We start from the raw sequence: 17,451 nt of genomic DNA, 5'->3' as shown, positions 1-17,451 counted from the left end.
GTGTCCACAGTGCGCCCACCACGGCAGGACCGCGCGGCGGCCACCCGCGCCAGGGTGATCGAAGCGGCGTACGCCTGCCTGCTGGAAGGCGGCTACGCGGCCACCACGGTCGGCGCCGTGCAGCAGCGGGCGGGCGTGGCCCGCGGCACGCTGCTGCACCACTTCCCCACCCGCGCGGCGCTGATGGCCGCGGTGGTCGACGACATCGCGGACCGCCGCGTCCAGGTGCTCGACGCCGACCCGCCGGCGGAAGGCGGCTGGGACGGCGTGGTCGACCTGGTCTGGCGCGACCTGCAGAGCCCGGCGTTCGCCGCGGCGCTCGAGCTGTGGGTCGCCTCGCGCACCGATCCCGAGCTGCGGGCCGCGCTCGCCCCGGTGCAGCGGCGCGTGTTCGACTCCGCGCGACGCGCCATCATCACCCATGTCGGTGACCGCGATCCCCGCGTCCCGACGCTCGCGCAGTTCACCATCGACCTGCTCACCGGCACCGCGATGAGCCGCGTGGTCGATCCGGACGCGGACGTCGCGGTGGTGGTCGAGCGGTGGAAGCGGACGCTGGCCACGCTGACCGGTCAGAGCACGAACCCGGTGGGGAACGGGTCGCGCGGGTCGAGCAGGTAGTTCGCGGTGCCGGTGATCCAGGCGCGGCCGGAGAACTCGGGCACCACCGCCGCCACCCCGCCGACCTCGGTGGTGCCGAGCAGCCGCCCGGTGAACCTGGTGCCGATGAACGATTCGTTGACGAACTCGGTGTGCGGCGGCAGCTCACCGCGGGCGTGCAGCTGCGCCATCCTGGCCGACGTGCCGGTGCCGCACGGCGACCGGTCGAACCAGCCGGGGTGGATGGCCATGGCGTTGCGTGAGTGCCGCGCGTCCGAGCCGGGGGCGAGGAACTGCACGTGCTTGCAGCCGCCGATGTGCTCGTCTACCGGGTGCCGCGGCCGGTTCCGCTCGTTGACCGCGGCCATGATGCGCAGCCCGGCGTCGAGAATGTCGTTCTTGCGTGCCCGGTCGAACGGCAGGCCGATGCTCGCCAGGTCCACGATGGCGTAGAAGTTGCCGCCGTAGGCCAGGTCGTACCGGACCTCGCCGATGCCCGGCACGTCGGCGACCGCGTCGAGTTCGACGGCGAACGAGTCGACGTTGCGCAGCGTCACGCGCTGGGCCACGCCGTCGCGCACCTCGACCCTGGCGTGCACCAGCCCGGCCGGGGTGTCCAGCCGCACCACGGTTTCCGGCTCGGTCACCGGCACCATGCCGGTCTCCACCAGCACGGTGGCCACCCCGATGGTGCCGTGCCCGCACATCGGCAGCACCCCGCTGACCTCGACGTAGAGCACGCCCCAGTCGGCGTCGGGCCGGGCCGGCGGCTGCAGGATCGCCCCGCTCATCGCCGGGTGCCCGCGTGGCTCGTCGACCAGGAACCGCCGGAGGTCGTCGAGGTGGTCGATGAAGTGGCGGCGGCGCGCGGCCATGGTGTCACCCGGGATCGGCGCCACTCCCCCGGTGATCACCCGGGTCGGCATGCCCTCGGTGTGCGAGTCGACCGCGGTCAGCGTCCGGATCGAGCGCATCAGGACCGCCTCGCCAGCGCGTCCATCGCGCGCGCCAGGTCGGCCCGCACCCGTTCGTCGTGTGCCGGGACCAGCGGCCCGCGTGGTGGCCGGCACGGGCCGCCGTACCGGCCGGCCAGGTCCATGCCCAGCTTGATCGCCTGGACGAACTCGGTGCGCGAGTCCCAGCGGAACGCGGCCACCAGCGGTTCGTACCGCGCGCGGGCGCGCGTCAGCTCGCCGCGGACGGCCAGTTCGTACAGCTCGACCGACTCGGCGGGGAACACGTTCGGGAACCCGGCGAACCAGCCGGTGGAGCCCATCAGCAGCATCTCCAGCGCGACGTCGTCGGCCCCGCTGATCACCGCCAGGTCCGGCGCGTGCTCCTTGATCTCCAGCACCCGCCGCACGTCTCCGGAGAACTCCTTGACCGCGGTGATGTGCTCGATGCCAGCCAGTTCGCCGAGCAGGTCGGGGGTGAGATCGACCTTGGTGTCGTGCGGGTTGTTGTAGACCATCACCGGCAGGCCCACCGAAGCCACCGCTTCGAAGTGCGCCACGACCTCGCCTCGGTTGGCCCGGTACATCGTCGGCGGCAGGCACAGCACCCCGTGTGCGCCGTCCTCGGCGGCGAGTTCGGCCCAGTGCTTCGCCTGGTGCGAGCCGACACCGTGCACGCCGACCACCACCTTGCCGTCATTGCCGACGGCCTCGATGGCGGTCTGCGCCACGCGGCGGCGTTCTTCGTCGGTGAGCGAGGAATACTCGCCGAGCGAGCCGTTCGGCCCGATGCCGTGGCAGCCGTTGTCGATCAGCCAGCGGCAGTGCTCGGCGTAGCGGTCGTAGTCCACCGCGAGTCCGGCTGGTGCTTGTGCGTCTTCCCGGTACGGCAGCGCGGTCGCCACCACAACGCCGCCCAGATCGGCCTTGGTGCTCAACGGTTCTCCTCTGTTCGCTGGTTCGCCAGCTCGCCCAGCCGGATGGGCTGGGCGATCGGCCGGTGGTGCGCACCGGCCGCTTCGGCACCGGCCGCGGTGGTGAGCGCGGCGACGGCGGGCCCGCAGATCCGGCCCTGGCAGGGGCCGAGCCCCGCGCGGGTGGACAGCTTCACCGAGCGCGCGCCGGCGGTCACCGGGTCGGCGAGCGCGCGGGTCAGGCACGCGTGGTCGACGGCTTCGCAGCGGCAGATCACCGTGTCCGGTCGCAGCCAGCCCGCCCAACCGTCACCGATCGGATGGGCTTCGGCGAGCCGTCGCCCGAAGGCGCGGCCGCGATCCCGCCGCCGCAATGCACCGGCGATCTCGGCGGGCGCGCCCCCGGCGGCAAGCCAGCCCGCCACCGTTCCACTGTCCACAGCGGACGGCTGACCGGCGATCCCGGTGATCTCCCCGGCGGCGAACACCCCGGGCTGGGTGGTCCGCTGATCGCCGTCCACGCGCACGGTGTCACCGGCCAGCTCGCACCCGGCGGCCACGGGGAGTTCGAGCTGCGCGCTGAACCCGTGGCCGACACACACCGCGTCCGCGGTCAGCGTGCGTTCGGTTCCGGGCACGATCGACCAGTCCGCCCGCAGCCGCGCCACCACGACCTCCTCCACGCGGCCGTCGCCGCGGGCTTCGACCACCGCCTGCCCCATCCGGTAGGGCACGCGGTGCCGGAGCTGACCGGCCGCGTACCGGGCGAGCCGCGCCGCCTTCCCGGTGTGCGGCACCAGTTCGCTGAGGTCTTGGGCCCATCCCCGGAGGATCGTTCGTGGCTGGTTGGCTTCCAGTACCGCTTCGACGCGGGCTCCGACTTGAAGCAGTGACGCGGCCACCGGGAGCAGGAACGGGCCGGTACCCGAGACCACGACGTGCTGGCCGACGGCCACGCGCTCGCCCTTCGCCAGCGCCTGCGCCGCCCCCGCGGTGAACACCCCGGGCAGCGTCCAGCCGGGGAACGGCAGCACCCGGTCATGTGCCCCGGTGGCCAGCACCAGGGCATCCGGGTCGAGGCACACGGCTTCCCGGTCCGCGCCGTCGGCGACCCCGCGCAACGCGTGCACCAGTGGCGCCCGGCCGTCGCGGCGTTCCAGCGCCCACACCGAGGTGTCCGCTCGCCACGTGCAGCGCGGATGGCCGAGCACCCGGTCGAACGCCTTCGCCGCCCGGTACCGTGCGCCCAGCGGCCTGCGGTGATACTGGCCCCCGGGCTCCTCGGCCGAATCGAGCACCGTCACCACGGCCCCGGCTCGCAACGCCGCCGCGGCCGCCGCCATTCCGGCCGGACCGGCACCGATCACCACCACGTGCTTCACCGCTCACCATCCACTCTGGACTGCGTGCGCACGTCGTCGCCTTCGCGGGCACGGCGTCGGCAGGCTCGCACGTCGCGCAGCGCGTTGACGGTCACCACGCAGTCGAAGCAGACGCCGATGCCGCAGAAGACCCCGCGCGGCTGCCCGGCCGGATCGGTGCGCCACGCTTTCCGCCCCGACGCCAGCAACACCCCGGCGATGGTCTGACCGTCCATTCCGGACACCGGTTCGCCGTCGATGGTCAGCCGGATCGGCCGCGGGCTCATCGGGCACCTCCCAGCACCGCCGGGCGGTCCACCCGGAACGGTCCGACCTCGATTTCCGGTTTCCGCCCGGCAACCAGGTCGCGCAGCACGCGGCCGGTGCCTGCGGACAGGCCGATCCCGGCACCTTCGTGCCCGGTCGCGTGCCACAGCCCTGGCAGCCGCGGATCGGCGCCGATCACCGGCAGGTGGTCCGGTACGTAGGGCCGGAAACCGCCGTACGCGCGCATCACCGGCACGCCCGCGAGTCCCGGGAACAACCGCAGCGCCTTGGCGGCGATCGCGGAGAGCGCCGGGATGTGCAGGCGGCCGTCGAAGCCGACCTGGCGCCGGGAGGAACCGAGCAGGATGGTGCCCGCCTTGGTCGACTCGACCACGGCGGAGGTCCGCAGCCCGGCCGCATCGCTGACGACCGCGCCCACGTAGTCCGCGTCGTAGACCTTGTGGAACACGGTCGGCGGCATCGGCGTGGTCACCAGCACCTCGCCCCGGCGCGGCCGGACGTCGATCGGCGCGCCGAGCACACCGGCCACCTCTCCCGCCCACGGCCCGGCGGCGTTCACCACCAGGTCGGCGGGCAGGTCACCGGCCGTGGTGCGGATTCCGTTGAGGCACCCGGAATCGGTGAGCGGTCCGGTCACGTTACAGCCGGTGCGCAGGGTGGCGCCCGAGGCGGCGAGCAGTGCGGTGGCGGCGGCGACGGGCTGCACCTGAGCGTCTTCCGGGTAGTGGATCGCCGCGGTGACTTCGCGGGTCAGCCGCGGTTCGGCTTCGGCGAGCGCGGCCGCGTCGAGCGGTTCGGCAAGGATGCCGGCGTTCCGCTGGCCATCGGCGAACCCGGTCAGCGCGCGAGCCCCGGCTTCCGTGGTGGCGACGACGATTCCGCCCTTGGCGTCCCACTCGACGGCGTCGGTACCTGGCAGCCCGTCCAGGATTTCCGGCCACAGCCGGCGCGACAACCTGGCCAGTTCCAGTTCAGGGCCGGGGCCCTTGTCGGAGACCAGCACGTTGCCCTCGCCGTGTGCGGTGGTCGCGCCGCCGGGGTGCCCGCGATCGACCACGGTCACGCGGAAGCCTTCGGCGGACAACTCGCGGGCACAGGCGGCGCCGACGATCCCGGCGCCGATCACCACCGCCCGCGTTCCGTACACCGAACCTCCACCGTTCGCTGACCCGAACGCTGTCGAAGCTAGGCCGCCGGTGGCGCGCCTGTCAACACACGTGCGGCCCGGTGCCGCGGTACTGCAGCAGGAGGACCGAGCGCACCTCGCCGCCGATCGCCTGGTAGCTGTGCGGGATCGACGCGTCGAAAGCGACCGAATCGCCCGGCCCCAGTTCCGCCGCGCTGTCACCGACCTCGACGCGCAGTTTGCCCGCCTGCACGATGGTGTGCTCGGTGCCCACGTGCCCGAGCGACCGCTGCCGCGCCGTGCCGCGCACACGCTGGTCGTACACCTCGACGATCAGCCCGCCGTCCTCGATCCGCCGCAGCAGGCGAAGTTCCACGGCCTCCCCGGCGAGCACCTCCTGCTCGTCGCCGCGCACGACGGTCATCTCGCCGCGCCCGCCTTCGAGCAGGTCCGAGATCGGCAGCTCCAGCGCGCGCGAGAGGCTGAACACCGTCTCGATGGTCGGGTTCCCGGCGCCCGATTCGAGCTGCGACAGCGTCGCCTTGCCGATCGACGACCGGCGCGACAGCTCCGACAGCGACAACCCGCGGTCCGCCCTGGCCCGCTTGATGTTCGCCGCCAGCAGGTCTCGCACCGACTGGTCGGAGGTCTCCACTGCCGCCGCCTTTCGTTCGGTAAATCGTACGCTCGCACGGTAGGCCGTTCACTATAGCGTCCGCCCGCCGTGGACTACGGTGTGCTGAGGGGCGCCAAAAGGGAGGGGGCCGTCGTGCGGTTGTCGGTGCTGGACACCTCGCCGATCGTGCAGGGCGCGACGCCGTCGGAGGCCCTGCACAACACGGTCGATCTCGCGAAACTGGCCGACTCGCTGGGGTTCCACCGCTACTGGGTACCCGAGCACCACGGGATGCGCGGTGTCGCCAGCTCGGCGCCCGCGGTGGTGGTCGGCCACCTCGCCAACGCCACCCGGCGGCTGCGCGTCGGCGCGGGCGGGGTGCTGCTGCCCAACCACGCGCCGATCGTGGTGGCCGAGCAGTTCGGCACGCTGGCCGCGTTCCACCCCGGGCGCATCGATCTCGGCATCGGCCGCGCGCCGGGCGGTGCGAAGCCGGCCGTGGCGGCGGTCCGTCCAGATCGGACGGTGGCGGACTTCGAGCGGCAGCTGGCCGAACTGCGGTCCTTCCTGCACCCGGCCGAAGACGCCCCGGTGAAGGCGATTCCGGTGCTCGGCGGCAATGTGCCGGACCTGTGGCTGCTCGGTTCCTCGGCGGCCAGCGCCGAACTGGCGGGCAGGCTCGGCCTGGCCTACGCCTTCGCCCACCACCTCAACCCCGGCGAAGCGGCCCGTTCCGCGGACGCCTACCGCGAGCACTTCCGTCCTTCGGAGCATGCCGAGTCGCCGGCGCTGCTGGTCAGCCTGTCCGTGATCGCCGCCGAAACCGACGAGCGGGCGGAGTGGCTGGCGGGCTCCACGCGGTTGAAGGTGCTCAGCCGGATTCGCGGCACCCGCATCCAGCTGCCGAGCCCGGAAGACGCGGCGGCCTACCCCTACACGGCGGACGACCGCGCCGAGATCGCGATCCGCTCCCGAAGTGTGCTCAGCGGCGGCCCGGAAACCGTGGCCGCGGGACTCCGGGAAGTGCGCGAGGCCACCGGAACCGGCGAATTCATGGTGACCACGCCGGTGTACCACCACGCGGACCGCCGCCGGTCGTACGAACTGCTCGCCGCGCTCGACCACATCTGACCGGCTACGTCTACGCGGCCGCCCGACGCCGCTCCGGTCCCGCACTGGCCCTCGCTCTCCAACGCACCACGGTGAGAACGCTATGAATGTGGCTTTCATTGCGCCAGACGCTATGAAAGCCACATTCATAGCGCGCGGCCGCGCGGGGCGGCGGGAAGCACGCACAAAAATGTCGGTACTTCCGCGCCACCGCGAGCGGGCGGAGGATGGGGACATGATCAAGAACGTGACGGTCCTCGGGCTCGGGCCGATGGGGCGGGCGATGGCACGCACCTTCCTCCGCGACGGCTACCGGGTCACCGTGTGGAACCGCACCGCGAGCAAGGCCGACGCCCTGGTGGCCGAAGGCGCCCACCGCCCCGCCACCGTGCGCGAAGCGGTCGCCGCCAGCGAACTCGTCGTGCTGAGCCTGACCGACTACGACGCCATGTACACCCTCCTCGAACCGGCCACCGACACGCTGCCCGGCCGGGTCCTGGTCAACCTCAGTTCCGACACACCCGAGCAGGCCCGCGCCGCCGCGAAGTGGGCGGCCGGGCACGGTGCCGCGCATCTCACCGGTGGCGTCCAGGCCTCGCCCCCGCAGATCGGGCAGCCGGGGGCCTACACCTTCTACAGTGGACCCCGCGAGGTCTTCGACGCCCATCGCGAAGCCCTGTCGGTGCTCACCGAAACCGACTACCGCGGCGAGGATCCCGGGCTGGCCGCCGCCTACTACCAGCTCACCATGGACCTGTTCTGGACCACCACGCTGGGCTGGCTGCACAGTCTCGCCCTGGCGAACGCGCACGGCATTTCCGCCGATGACTTCCTGCCGCACGCCGCGTCCCTGCTCGGCGGGCTCCCGGAGTTCCTCACCTTCTACTCACCGCGCATCGACGCCGGCGAATACGCGGGCGACGCCGAACGACTGACCATGGCGGCGGCCAGTGTGGACCACGTCGTCCGGACCGCCGAGGACGCCGGTGTCGACACCACGCTGCCCGAAGCCCTCCGCGCCGCGGTCCGCCGGGGCATCGCGGCCGGTCACGGCGAGAACAGCGCGACGAGCCTGGTCGAGGTGTTCAGGAAGCCGTGATGTCCCAGGCACAACGGAAGCCGACGGTCGCGCTCCGCGCCTGGCCCAGGCCCGGCAGCAGCAGTTTCACGCTGTGGTCCGGCGCGTGCCGCCCGCCCTCGACGTACCAGTCGGCGCCGTCCGCCCGGTAGTCGCTGCCGCCCTTGAGCAGGACAAACCGGGTGCGGCCGTCCGAGTGCTCGCTTTCGGTCCAGTTCCACACCGCGGGCTCACCCCGGTGCAGCCGATCCCCGGCGAGCTGCCATTCGTCCTCGGTCGGCAGCCTGCCGCCCCGCCAGGCGCAGTAGGCACGTGCGTCGTCGAGATCGACGTAGGTCACGGGCGCGCCAGGCGATTCGCCGTTGCCCCAGTGTGCCAGGAAACGGTGTGGTTGCGCGGGACGGTAGCCGGTCGCGGCCAGGAAGGCGGCGAACTGCTCGTTGGTCACCTCGGTCAGCGCGACGGCCACGTCGTTGGCCAGCTCGCCGTCCCGCTGCAGCGTCCGCGCGTCGTGCAGCCGGGGCGGCAGCGGCTTCCACTCGTCCACATAGGGCGCACCCTGGTACATCCCGGTTTCCCTGGCGCGGTACCGCACGGTGAGCACATAGGGCCCGGCGGGCACGACGACCGCATCCGGCTCGGGCGTACCCGTGCTCCGTTGTGGACGGACGCGGACCGCGAGCCGGTGCGGGAAGCTGGCGTCGGGGTCGTGCGGCAGGCCGCGCAGGGTTTCCCGCAAGCCGGGCAGCCATTCCGCCTCCGGCGTCCCAGGCTCGACGCGGACGAACGCGCCGATCCCCCGCGCCGGAACAGCACCGGGGAACAGTGAATCCGCCGCCACCACGGGCCCCGAATAGTCCTGGTCGCCGCGATTGACGACCGTCCACAAGGTAACGCCGTCGAGTTCCCACCGGGACGCGTAGATCCCGGCGGCCTCCGCCTCCGGCGCGAGTTCCGCGAGCGGCGTCCACTCGCCGTCGAGCAGCAGCGAACTCACGGCCCGCTGCACGGTGGTCATCCGCCGCACGGTCGCGGCGTCACGCGCGGACCACCCGACCCACACGCCGAACACCACCTCCCACACCATCACGCCGACCCCGTTGAGCCACGCCGACTGCAGTTCCTCGGAGTGGTCGCGGTGCCAGCGGCGGATGTGGTGCTGCATGTGACGCCGTTCGTACCAGTGCGCGCGCAGCACCCCCGGCACCGGCGAATCGGCGAAGAACTGCGCCCACGAGCAGGCGTGGTCTTCGATGCGCTCGACGGCCAGCTTCGACTCGCCCTCCAGCACGATGCCGGGACGCGCCTGCTCGAGCCGTTCGACGAACTCCGGTTCGGCCTTCTTGAGCGTGTCGAGGAAAACGCCGTCGGCCCCGAAGTCGGCCACCAGCTCGGCGAGTTCGGTGAGGTCGTCACGACCGCGCCGCGTGCCGACGTCCCAGGGGTTGTAGTCGACGAACACGTGCAGTCCCGCCACGTGCAGCGCGCCGATCAGCTCGGTCAGGCCCGGCACGTCGCGGTAGTAGTCCCACTGGTTGCGGTCGTCCAGGCCGATCACCGGATAGGCGTGCCACAGCACCACCGCGTCCAGGCCGCCGAAGCGCTTCCGCGCGTCGGCGAGAAAGCGCGCCGGAGTGAACCGGCCTTCCTCGAACGAATACAGCAGTTCGTCCCACAACCACACCTGCGCGACGGTGTAGCAGCGCGCGGCCCAGGCCGCGCCGGGCCGTTCGTAGGCCGTGCCCGTGTACGCGTGCCGCGCCCGCGCGTCCTCGCGCCACTCCCGGAGCCGCTCGCGCCAGGCCGGGCGGTCGGCCGGATCGGCGGGTCCGCTGAAGATCTTCGCCTCGTCCAGGTCGGCGAGCGGACCGTCCACAGTGGTCGGGAGGTCGATCGGCCGGGGCACGAGCGGGTCGAACGTGTAGGTCATGGTGCCTTTCCTCCGGCCGCGGCGACTTCGGCTGCCGACGGGACGGCGGCCTGCGCACCCCGGCGGGTGACCGAAAGCGCCGCGGCCACGCAGGCCAGCCGCGCTGCCTCGGCGAGGCCCGAGCGCCGGGCCAGCGCGGCGGCGAGCACTCCGCAGAACGTGTCACCGGCGCCCGTGGTGTCCACCGCCTCCACCCGGATTCCGGGAATGCGCAAGGATTCGCGGCCGCGTTCCAGCACCAGGCAGCCCTCACCGCCCAGCGTGACCACCGCCGCGGGCACCCGGTCGAGCAGCGCTTCCGGGGAACCCGCCAGCTCGGCTGCCTCGTGCTCGTTGACCACCAGCAGGTCGAGCGCGTTCCACACGTCGTCGGGCAGCTCGCGTGCCGGTGCGGCGTTGAGCACCATGAGCGCGCCGGAACGCCGTGCGGCCGCCGCCGCGCGGACCGTGTCGAGCGGAATCTCCAGCTGTGCCAGCACCACGGCCGCCGATGCGATGCGGTCCGCCTGCGCCGGACCGAGCGTGAGCCGTGAGTTGGCTCCCGGCGCGACCACGATCGTGTTCTCCCCGTTCGGGGCCACGGTGATCAACGCGGTGCCGGTGGCCGCGTCCGCCCGCTCGACCAGTTCGGTGCGCACGCCGGCGTCCCGCAGTGAAGTGAGCAGCAGTTCCGCCGGTTCGTCCCGGCCGAGCGCGCCGACGAAGGTGGTGTCCGCGCCACCCGCCCGCGCGGCCGCCACCGCCTGGTTGGCGCCCTTGCCGCCCGGACTCCGCCGCAGGTCACCACCGAGCACGGTCTCCCCCGCGCCCGGCGGGTGCGGTACGTCCACCAGGAAGTCGACGTTGGCCGAGCCGACCACCACCACGCCGCTCATCGTGTCACCAGCGCCTTCGTGCGCGCGGCCAGCTCGGCGATGCGCTGCTCACCTCCGGGCAGCGAGGTGGCGATCCGCCCGTCGAGCGGTGCCGCCCACCGATCCGGTACCCCGTGCAACGCGCCGACCACCCCGCCGACCGTGGCCGCCGCCGAGTCGGTGTCCCAGCCCGCGGTGACCGCGATCGACACGCTCGGGCCGAATTCGCCGTCGCCCTTGGCCAGCGCGTACGCGATGACCGCCGCGTTGTTCAGCACGTGGACCCAGTGCAGGTGCCCGTATTCGGCGTGCAACCGGTCCAGCCCGGTCCGCACGTCGCCGTCGGCAGCCGCGGCCCGGCCGAACTCGATGGCACGAGCGAGTGCACTGCCGGGCGGGATCACGGTTTCCGCCGCGTCCAGGACATTGTGGACGGTGTCGCACACCATCGCCGCCGAGCAAAGCGCCGCCGCCCACATCGCGCCGTACACGCCGTTGCGCGTGTGGCTGAGGCGGGCGTCGGTGTAGGCCAGACGGGCGGCCTCGCGCACGTCCCCCGGCGAAACCCAGCCGAACACGTCGGCGCGGATCAACGCGCCGATCCATTCGCGGAACGGGTTGTGGTGCGTCGCCGTCTCGGGCACCGGACGTGCTTCGAGCACGTTGCGGTACGCGGCGCGCTCGGCGGTGAAGACGCGCCCCGCCGGGAGGTGGTCGAGCCACAGCTGCGCGACGTCGTCGGTGGTGAACCCGCGACCGTGTTGTTCCAGCAGCAGCAGCGCGAGGATCGGGTAGTTGAGGTCGTCGTCCTCGGGCATGCCGTTGATGTTCTCTTCCAGCGACGTCGGCGCCGACCGGCGGTTCCACGGCCAGCGCGCGGCCACGTCCGCGGGCAGGCCGACCGCGGTGAACCACCGGTCCAGCGGCCACCGCCCGGTGGCACGCAGGATCTCCTCGATGCCCTCACGCGGGATCTTCTCCACCGGCTTGCCGAGCAGGCAGCCCGCCGCGCGGCCGGTCCAGGCGCCGAGGCGGCGATCGTCCTTTTCGGACGGCAGCTGCGGCGCGGGCGGCAGCGAAGCGACGATGGTGTCCCAGGTTTCCTCCGGTGCCCGGCGCAGGCCCAGGATGTCGAGCAGGGTCCGTGCGAGCGCCCGCAGTTCCGGCGTCGCGGGCCGCGGCCCGGCACCGCTCACCGCCGGTGTGGGGTCGCCACCGGCGGCCGTCCAGCGCGCCCGCACCGCCGTGACGTCCGTGCCCTCGGCGGCGGACTGGACCAGTTCGTGGGCGATCAGGTCCTCCGGCTGCGCCCAGGTGAGCCTCACGACCCGGCCCCGACCGCGTCCAGCGCGGCAATCCTGGCGAGCGCGCGGTCACGGTCCGCACGCAGGATGTCCGCCGCGGCCGAGGCCATCAGCCGCCCGGTTTCGATGATGTCCATGCGGCTGGCTTCGCTCACCGCGTCGAGCCACTCCCCCGGCACGGCCGCCGATCCGCCCAGCCCGGCGCAGATCGCACCGGCCATGGTCGCGATCGAATCGGCGTCACGGCCGTAGTTCACCGCCGCGAGCACCGCGCCGCGGTAGTCACCGTGGTGCGCCAGCACGAAGGCCAGCGCGGCCGGAAGCTCCTCGATGGACTTGGTGCGTGACGGCCGCCGGGCGTCCATCGACATCTGCCGGTATTCCGGGCCCACGGAATCGAACGGCGCCACGGTTTCCCGCACCAGCCGGGCCAGCGCGCGCTCCTCGTCGTCCGTGGAGGGCGCCTTCTCCCACTCGCCGAAGGTGTCCACCACCGCACGCAACGCCGCGGCCGTGCCGTCGTGGGCCACGTCCAGCGCGGCGGCCACCACGTCCCCGACCCCGGCACCGGGCGCCACCGACGCGGCGACCATCGCGGCCACCACCCCCGCCGCCTCACGGCCGTAGCTCGACTGGTGAGCGCCGGTCAGGTCGATCGCCTCGGCGTAGGCACCGCGTGGATCACCCGCGTTCGCGATGCCCACCGGCGCCACGTACATCGCGGCGCCGCAGTTGACCACGTTGCCCACACCCGCCTCACGCGGATCCACGTGTCCATAGTGGAGCCTCGCGACGATCCACTTCTCCGCCAGGAACACGCGTTGCAGCAGCAGCGCGGTGGACTCCAGCTCGGGCACCCACCGCGGTTCGCCGATCATCAGCGGGACCAGGTCCTCGGCCATGGCGTAGGCGTCGAGGTGCGCGCGGCGCTTCGCGTACACCTCGACCAGCGCCCGCGTCATCAGCGTGTCGTCGGTGATGTGCCCGTCACCCTTGTGGTAGGGCGCGATCGGCCGGGCGTCCCGCCAGTTCGGGTACCACGGCCCGACGATGCCGGTCACGCGGCCGCCGTGCCGCTGCTCGATCTGTTCGGGGGTCCACCCCTCGGTGGCCCCGCCGAGCGCGTCCCCGACGGCCGCCCCCGCGATCACCGCGATGGCCCGGTCTTCCAGCCAGGTCAACGATCCCGCCCTCTCTTCAGGTCCGCGGAGGCCATTCAGCCACTGATGTTCTGCCAGCCGTCGCGGAGTTGCGCCGCCAGGCCGTTCGCGTCGATCTTCTGGGCCAGGAACTGCTGGTACGCGGGCGTCGCGACGGTGTCCTTCCACTGCGCGTACTTGTCCGCGAACACGTACGGCGCCGAGGTCAGGTGCTCCCCGGACGACAGGATGACGTCCCAGCCGTTCTTGGTGCCCACCTTCGCCGCCAGCGCCTCGCGCGCGGACTTCGTCGGCGGGATCAGCCCGTCGGCCTCGTTGATCGCGGCCAGGTTCTCCGTGCTGGTGAAGAAGTCGATGAACTGGGCGGCCTGCTCCACGTGCGCCGAGTCCTTGTTGACCGACAGGGTCTGCGCGCTGCTCGCCTGCGCCGGACCGGCCGGACCGGCCAGGGGCGGCAGCACCACCCAGTCGAACCCGGGCGGCGCGTCCTTGGCGATGTTCGCCGCCTGGTACGAGCCCTGGATGGTCATCGCCACCTGGCCGCCGTAGAACGGCGCGAGCGCCTTGGTGCCGGACTGCGTCAGCGTCACCGGCATGATCGACTTGTCCTCGTACGCCATCGCGCTGACCAGCTTCGGCAGTGCCATCTCACCTTCGCCGATGCTGACCTTCATCGCGTCGCCGGTGCCCTCGAAGTACTTGCCGCCGAAGCCGGGCGCCATCGCCACGAACGAGGCCGTCGGGCTCGACAGTCCCCAGCCGAGGCCGAAGTTGCCGTCCTTCGTGGTCGCCTTGGCGATCTCGCGCAGCTGGTCCCAGGTCATCGTCGGCCCGGTCGGCAGGCTCACGCCCGCGTTGGCCAGCATGGTCTTGTTCGCGAAGACCACATAGGACTGCACCTCGGTCGGGTAGCCGACCAGCTGCCCGTCCACGGTCACCGAGTCGAGCACGCCCTTGGTGACGTCGGCGCGCTTGGCCTCCGGCAGGTACGGCGTCAGGTCGGCGACGTAACCGTCCTTGGCGAACGGCACGATGCCCGCCGCCTCGTAGTGGATGATGTCGGGCGCGCTGCCCGCGTTGAACTGGGTGACCAGCTTGTCGTAGACGCCGTCCCAGCCCGCGGGCACGATCTCGACCTGCGCCTCGGGATGGGTGCGGTTCCACTCGTCGACCGTCTTGCGCGTCTGCTCGATCGCGCCCGGCTGGTCCGAAAGGGACTGGAAGGTCAGCTTCACCGGTCCCGAGTCGCCGCTTTCCCCGCTCCCGCAGGCGGTGAGCACCAGGCTCAGCAGGCTGGCGGCGAGCGCCGCGCGTCGAATCTTCATTGACCGACCTTTCGCGTTCCGTTGTGGACTCATCCCTTCACCGCCCCGGCCATCAGCCCGCCGGTGAGGCGGCGGCGCAGCAGGGTGAAGAAGACGATGCTGGGAATGGCGGCGAGCACCGCGCCCGCGGCCAGCGGCCCGAGCGCGACCTTGCCCTCGCCGCCGATGAACATGTTCAGCGTGATCGGCAGCGTGTAGTTCTCGGGCGACTGCAACAGCACCAGCGCGAAGAAGAACTCGTTCCACGACGCGACGAAGCTGAACATCGCGGTGGCCACCACGCCGGGGGCCAGCAGCGGGAAGACGATTGCGCGCAGCACCCGCAGCCTGCTCGCGCCGTCCATCGCGCCGGCCTCCTCCAGTTCCACCGGGATCGCCGCGACGTAACCCTGCAGCATCCACAGCGCGAACGGCAGCGTGTAGGTGGTGTGCACCAGGGTCAGCCCGGGCAGGCTGTCGGTCAGCCCGAGCGTGCGCAGGATCAGGAACAGCGGCAGGATGATCAGCACCACCGGGAACACCTGGCTGACCAGGATCCAGCCGATCCCGGCCGCGCGCACCTTGCCCTTGAGCCTGGCCAGCACGTAGGACGCGGGCAGCGCGATCAGGATGACCAGCGCGGTCGAAGCCAGCGCCACCACCAGGCTGTTGCCCGCCGAGCGGATCAGTCCCTGCCGCTCCAGCGCTTCGGGGTAGTTCTGCCAGTGCCACTGCTCGGGCACCAGGCTCACGGTCAGCGAGTTCAGCTCGCCCGACGACTTCACCGACGCCGAAATGAGCCACAGCAACGGGAAGCCGAGGAACAACAGGTAGCAGGCCAGCGCCAGGTACTGGGCGGGCCGGGCGAGTGCGCGCATCACCGCCCCCTTTCCGCGCGGTCGTCACGGAACTGCGCACGCAGGTAGACGGCCAGGATCAGCACGATGAGCACCACCAGCACCACGCCCATCGCCGCGGCCTGGCCGATTTCGCGGTTCTTGAACGCCTCGAGGTAGACGAAGAGCACCGGCACCATGGTCTTGCCGCCCGGCCCGCCCGCGGTGAGCACGTAGACCAGCGAGAACGAGTTGAAGTTCCAGATGAAGTTGAGCGAGGTGATCGAGGTGACGATCGGCCGCAGGCTCGGCCAGGTCACCGCGGTGAACCGGCGCCAGGCGCTCGCGCCGTCCACCGCGGCCGCCTCGTGCAGCTCGGCCGGGATCTGCTGGAGCCCGGCCAGCAGCGTCACCGTGGTCTGCGGCATGCCCACCCACACCCCGACGATGATCACCGCGGGCAGCGCGGTGGCGAAGTCGCCGAGCCAGTTGGTGTCGCCGGGCAGGCCGACGCTGCCGAGCACCGCGTTGAGCGGGCCGCCGTTGGCCGAATAGATCATCTGCCACATGATCGCCACCACCACCGGTGGCATCGCCCACGGCACCAGCGCGAGCACCCGCGTGAGCCCCTGCAGCCGCAGCCCGGAGTTCAGCAGCAGCGCCAGCCCCATCGAGGCGGCCAGCTGGAGCACGGTGACCCCGACCGTCCAAATGAGACCGATGCGCAGGGAGTCCCAGAACAGCTCGTTGCCGACCAGTGCGCCGAAGTTGCCCAGGCCGGTGAAGCCGTAGTCGGGATTGCGCACCAGCCGCGCGTCGGTGAACGCCAGCGCCACACCGACCACCAGCGGCGCCACGCTGAGCACCAGGATCGGGATCAGCGACGGCAGCACCAGGGCGACCGCTTCACGGCGGCGGGCCCGTACCAACGGGGTCGCCATCACGCACCCCCGCCCGTGGACTCGCGGACCACCAGCTCGGGGCTGACCGCGACCTGCCGCGCCGCGCTTTCCGGATCGTCGGCCAGTTCCAGCATCAGCCGGGCCGCGGCGCGGCCGCGCTCGGTCGAGCCGAGTGACACGCTGGTGAGGCTGGGCAGGAACACCCGGCCGATCTCGGTGTCGTCCATCCCGGTCACCGCGATGTCCTCCGGCACCGAAAGACCGCGTTCGCGCACCGCCCGGATCACGCCGATCGCGAGCAGGTCGTTGGCCGCCACGATCGCGTCGAGTTCGGCGCGTTCCAGCAACCGCCGCGCGGCTTCGAGCCCGGCGGCGACGGTGAAGTCGGCGGCGACCTCGACTTCGGTCCGCTCGGCGTCGACCGCGGCGTCGAACCCCCGCTGGCGCGCGGCACCCGGGGTGGTGTCGAGCGGGCCGTTGAGGAATCCGATGCGACGGCGGCCGATCGAGTGCAGGTGCCGGACCGCGTCGCCGATGCCGCCCGCCGAATCCGTGGACACCGAGCTGATCCCGCGGTCGGCCATCGCCCGCCCGATCACCACCACCGGCACCGGCGCCTGCAGGATCTCGCGGACCAGCCGGTCGTCGGTGCGCAGCGGGCTGACGATCAGCCCGTCCACCACGCCGCTGCCGAGGCTGCCGACGAGTTCGGCGGTGGAGGTGGCGGTGTCGCCAGTGGACATCACCACCACGCGGTATCCGCGCGGCGCCAGGACCTCGTGGATCGCGCGCATCATCTCGACGTAGACCGGGTTGCCGATGTCGGCCACCGCGAAGGCGATCTGGAAGGTCTTCTTCAGGCGCAGCGACCGGCCGATCGCGTCCGGGCTGTACCCGAGTTCGGCGGCCGCGGCCCGCACGCGCTCGACCATCGCCGGGCTCGCGCCGGTGCCGTGCAGCGCGCGGGAGGTCGAGGCCAGCGAGACCCCGGCACGCTGCGCCACCTGCAACAGCGTGGCGCGGGTTGACGTCATCAAGCGCTCCAGTAGCTCCAGTGCTCCGGCCGGGAAGATCTCCGCCTGGAAACGTTTCCAGCTCGGCGCGTGGCTGCTCTG

At 72.1% G+C, this 17,451-nt stretch carries 17 protein-coding genes; 3 read left to right on the top strand and 14 right to left on the bottom strand.

From position 1 onward, the window contains the following. The gene (locus tag A4R43_RS07185; RefSeq protein WP_113691600.1) at positions 1-621 is read left to right on the top strand and encodes a TetR/AcrR family transcriptional regulator; all 621 of its coding nucleotides are present in this window, start codon (positions 1-3) and stop codon (positions 619-621) included. Here A4R43_RS07185 and A4R43_RS07180 read toward each other — a convergent pair. From A4R43_RS07180 to A4R43_RS07155, 6 genes are all read right to left on the bottom strand, one after another. Then, entirely contained in the window at positions 573-1,574 is a 1,002-nt protein-coding gene (locus tag A4R43_RS07180; RefSeq protein ID WP_113691599.1) for a proline racemase family protein, read from the bottom strand. The two genes, A4R43_RS07185 and A4R43_RS07180, sit on opposite strands and share 49 nt — an antisense overlap. Next, positions 1,574-2,491 (bottom strand): dihydrodipicolinate synthase family protein, encoded by a 918-nt coding sequence (locus A4R43_RS07175; protein WP_113691598.1) that lies wholly within the window; start codon positions 2,489-2,491, stop codon positions 1,574-1,576. Before A4R43_RS07175 ends, A4R43_RS07180 begins: the two co-directional genes overlap by 1 nt. Beyond that, a complete protein-coding gene (locus A4R43_RS07170; RefSeq protein WP_113691597.1) occupies positions 2,488-3,849 on the bottom strand; it encodes an NAD(P)/FAD-dependent oxidoreductase in 1,362 nt (453 codons plus the stop codon). The genes A4R43_RS07175 and A4R43_RS07170 overlap by 4 nt, the downstream gene beginning before the upstream one ends. Further along, on the bottom strand, positions 3,846-4,115 hold the full coding sequence (locus A4R43_RS07165; RefSeq protein WP_113691596.1) for a (2Fe-2S)-binding protein: 270 nt from the start codon (positions 4,113-4,115) through the stop codon (positions 3,846-3,848). Before A4R43_RS07165 ends, A4R43_RS07170 begins: the two co-directional genes overlap by 4 nt. Then, the gene (locus A4R43_RS07160) at positions 4,112-5,263 is read right to left on the bottom strand and encodes an NAD(P)/FAD-dependent oxidoreductase (RefSeq protein WP_113691595.1); all 1,152 of its coding nucleotides are present in this window, start codon (positions 5,261-5,263) and stop codon (positions 4,112-4,114) included. Before A4R43_RS07160 ends, A4R43_RS07165 begins: the two co-directional genes overlap by 4 nt. Positions 5,264-5,324: 61 nt before the next feature. Next, positions 5,325-5,897, bottom strand: coding sequence for a helix-turn-helix domain-containing protein (locus A4R43_RS07155; RefSeq protein WP_113691594.1), 573 nt, complete (start codon positions 5,895-5,897; stop codon positions 5,325-5,327). Between the two features lie 114 nt (positions 5,898-6,011). Between A4R43_RS07155 and A4R43_RS07150 the strand changes: the two genes are divergently transcribed. Together A4R43_RS07150 and A4R43_RS07145 are read left to right on the top strand one after the other, a co-directional pair. Continuing rightward, entirely contained in the window at positions 6,012-6,989 is a 978-nt protein-coding gene (locus tag A4R43_RS07150) for an LLM class flavin-dependent oxidoreductase (protein WP_113697398.1), read from the top strand. Between the two features lie 214 nt (positions 6,990-7,203). Continuing rightward, positions 7,204-8,067: an NAD(P)-dependent oxidoreductase gene (locus A4R43_RS07145; RefSeq protein ID WP_113691593.1), complete on the top strand. Its 864-nt coding sequence runs from the start codon at positions 7,204-7,206 to the stop codon at positions 8,065-8,067. On the opposite strand, the gene A4R43_RS07140 is transcribed toward A4R43_RS07145, so the two are convergent. The 8 genes from A4R43_RS07140 to A4R43_RS07105 are packed head-to-tail and all read right to left on the bottom strand — an operon-like array spanning position 8,054 to position 17,370. After that, positions 8,054-9,976 carry an SUMF1/EgtB/PvdO family nonheme iron enzyme gene (locus tag A4R43_RS07140; RefSeq protein ID WP_113691592.1) on the bottom strand — a complete coding sequence of 641 codons (1,923 nt, stop codon included), beginning with the start codon at positions 9,974-9,976 and terminating at the stop codon, positions 8,054-8,056. The two genes, A4R43_RS07145 and A4R43_RS07140, sit on opposite strands and share 14 nt — an antisense overlap. Further along, a complete protein-coding gene (locus A4R43_RS07135; protein ID WP_113691591.1) occupies positions 9,973-10,851 on the bottom strand; it encodes a ribokinase in 879 nt (292 codons plus the stop codon). The genes A4R43_RS07140 and A4R43_RS07135 overlap by 4 nt, the downstream gene beginning before the upstream one ends. After that, the gene (locus tag A4R43_RS07130; RefSeq protein ID WP_113691590.1) at positions 10,848-12,155 is read right to left on the bottom strand and encodes an ADP-ribosylglycohydrolase family protein; all 1,308 of its coding nucleotides are present in this window, start codon (positions 12,153-12,155) and stop codon (positions 10,848-10,850) included. The genes A4R43_RS07135 and A4R43_RS07130 overlap by 4 nt, the downstream gene beginning before the upstream one ends. Then, complete coding sequence (locus A4R43_RS07125; protein WP_113691589.1) at positions 12,152-13,315, bottom strand: ADP-ribosylglycohydrolase family protein; 1,164 nt, start codon at positions 13,313-13,315, stop codon at positions 12,152-12,154. The genes A4R43_RS07130 and A4R43_RS07125 overlap by 4 nt, the downstream gene beginning before the upstream one ends. A gap of 35 nt (positions 13,316-13,350) precedes the next feature. Next, positions 13,351-14,619 (bottom strand): ABC transporter substrate-binding protein, encoded by a 1,269-nt coding sequence (locus A4R43_RS07120; protein ID WP_113691588.1) that lies wholly within the window; start codon positions 14,617-14,619, stop codon positions 13,351-13,353. A gap of 29 nt (positions 14,620-14,648) precedes the next feature. Beyond that, on the bottom strand, positions 14,649-15,476 hold the full coding sequence (locus A4R43_RS07115; RefSeq protein ID WP_113691587.1) for a carbohydrate ABC transporter permease: 828 nt from the start codon (positions 15,474-15,476) through the stop codon (positions 14,649-14,651). Beyond that, the gene (locus A4R43_RS07110; RefSeq protein WP_113691586.1) at positions 15,476-16,375 is read right to left on the bottom strand and encodes a carbohydrate ABC transporter permease; all 900 of its coding nucleotides are present in this window, start codon (positions 16,373-16,375) and stop codon (positions 15,476-15,478) included. Before A4R43_RS07110 ends, A4R43_RS07115 begins: the two co-directional genes overlap by 1 nt. Continuing rightward, positions 16,375-17,370 carry a LacI family DNA-binding transcriptional regulator gene (locus tag A4R43_RS07105; protein WP_113691585.1) on the bottom strand — a complete coding sequence of 332 codons (996 nt, stop codon included), beginning with the start codon at positions 17,368-17,370 and terminating at the stop codon, positions 16,375-16,377. The genes A4R43_RS07110 and A4R43_RS07105 overlap by 1 nt, the downstream gene beginning before the upstream one ends. Positions 17,371-17,451 lie beyond the last annotated feature (81 nt).

The sequence above is a fragment of the Amycolatopsis albispora genome (genome assembly GCF_003312875.1).
GTDB lineage: Bacteria > Actinomycetota > Actinomycetes > Mycobacteriales > Pseudonocardiaceae > Amycolatopsis > Amycolatopsis albispora.
Note: the sequence above shows the minus strand (reverse complement) of the source record. Positions and strands in the feature narration are given on the sequence as shown.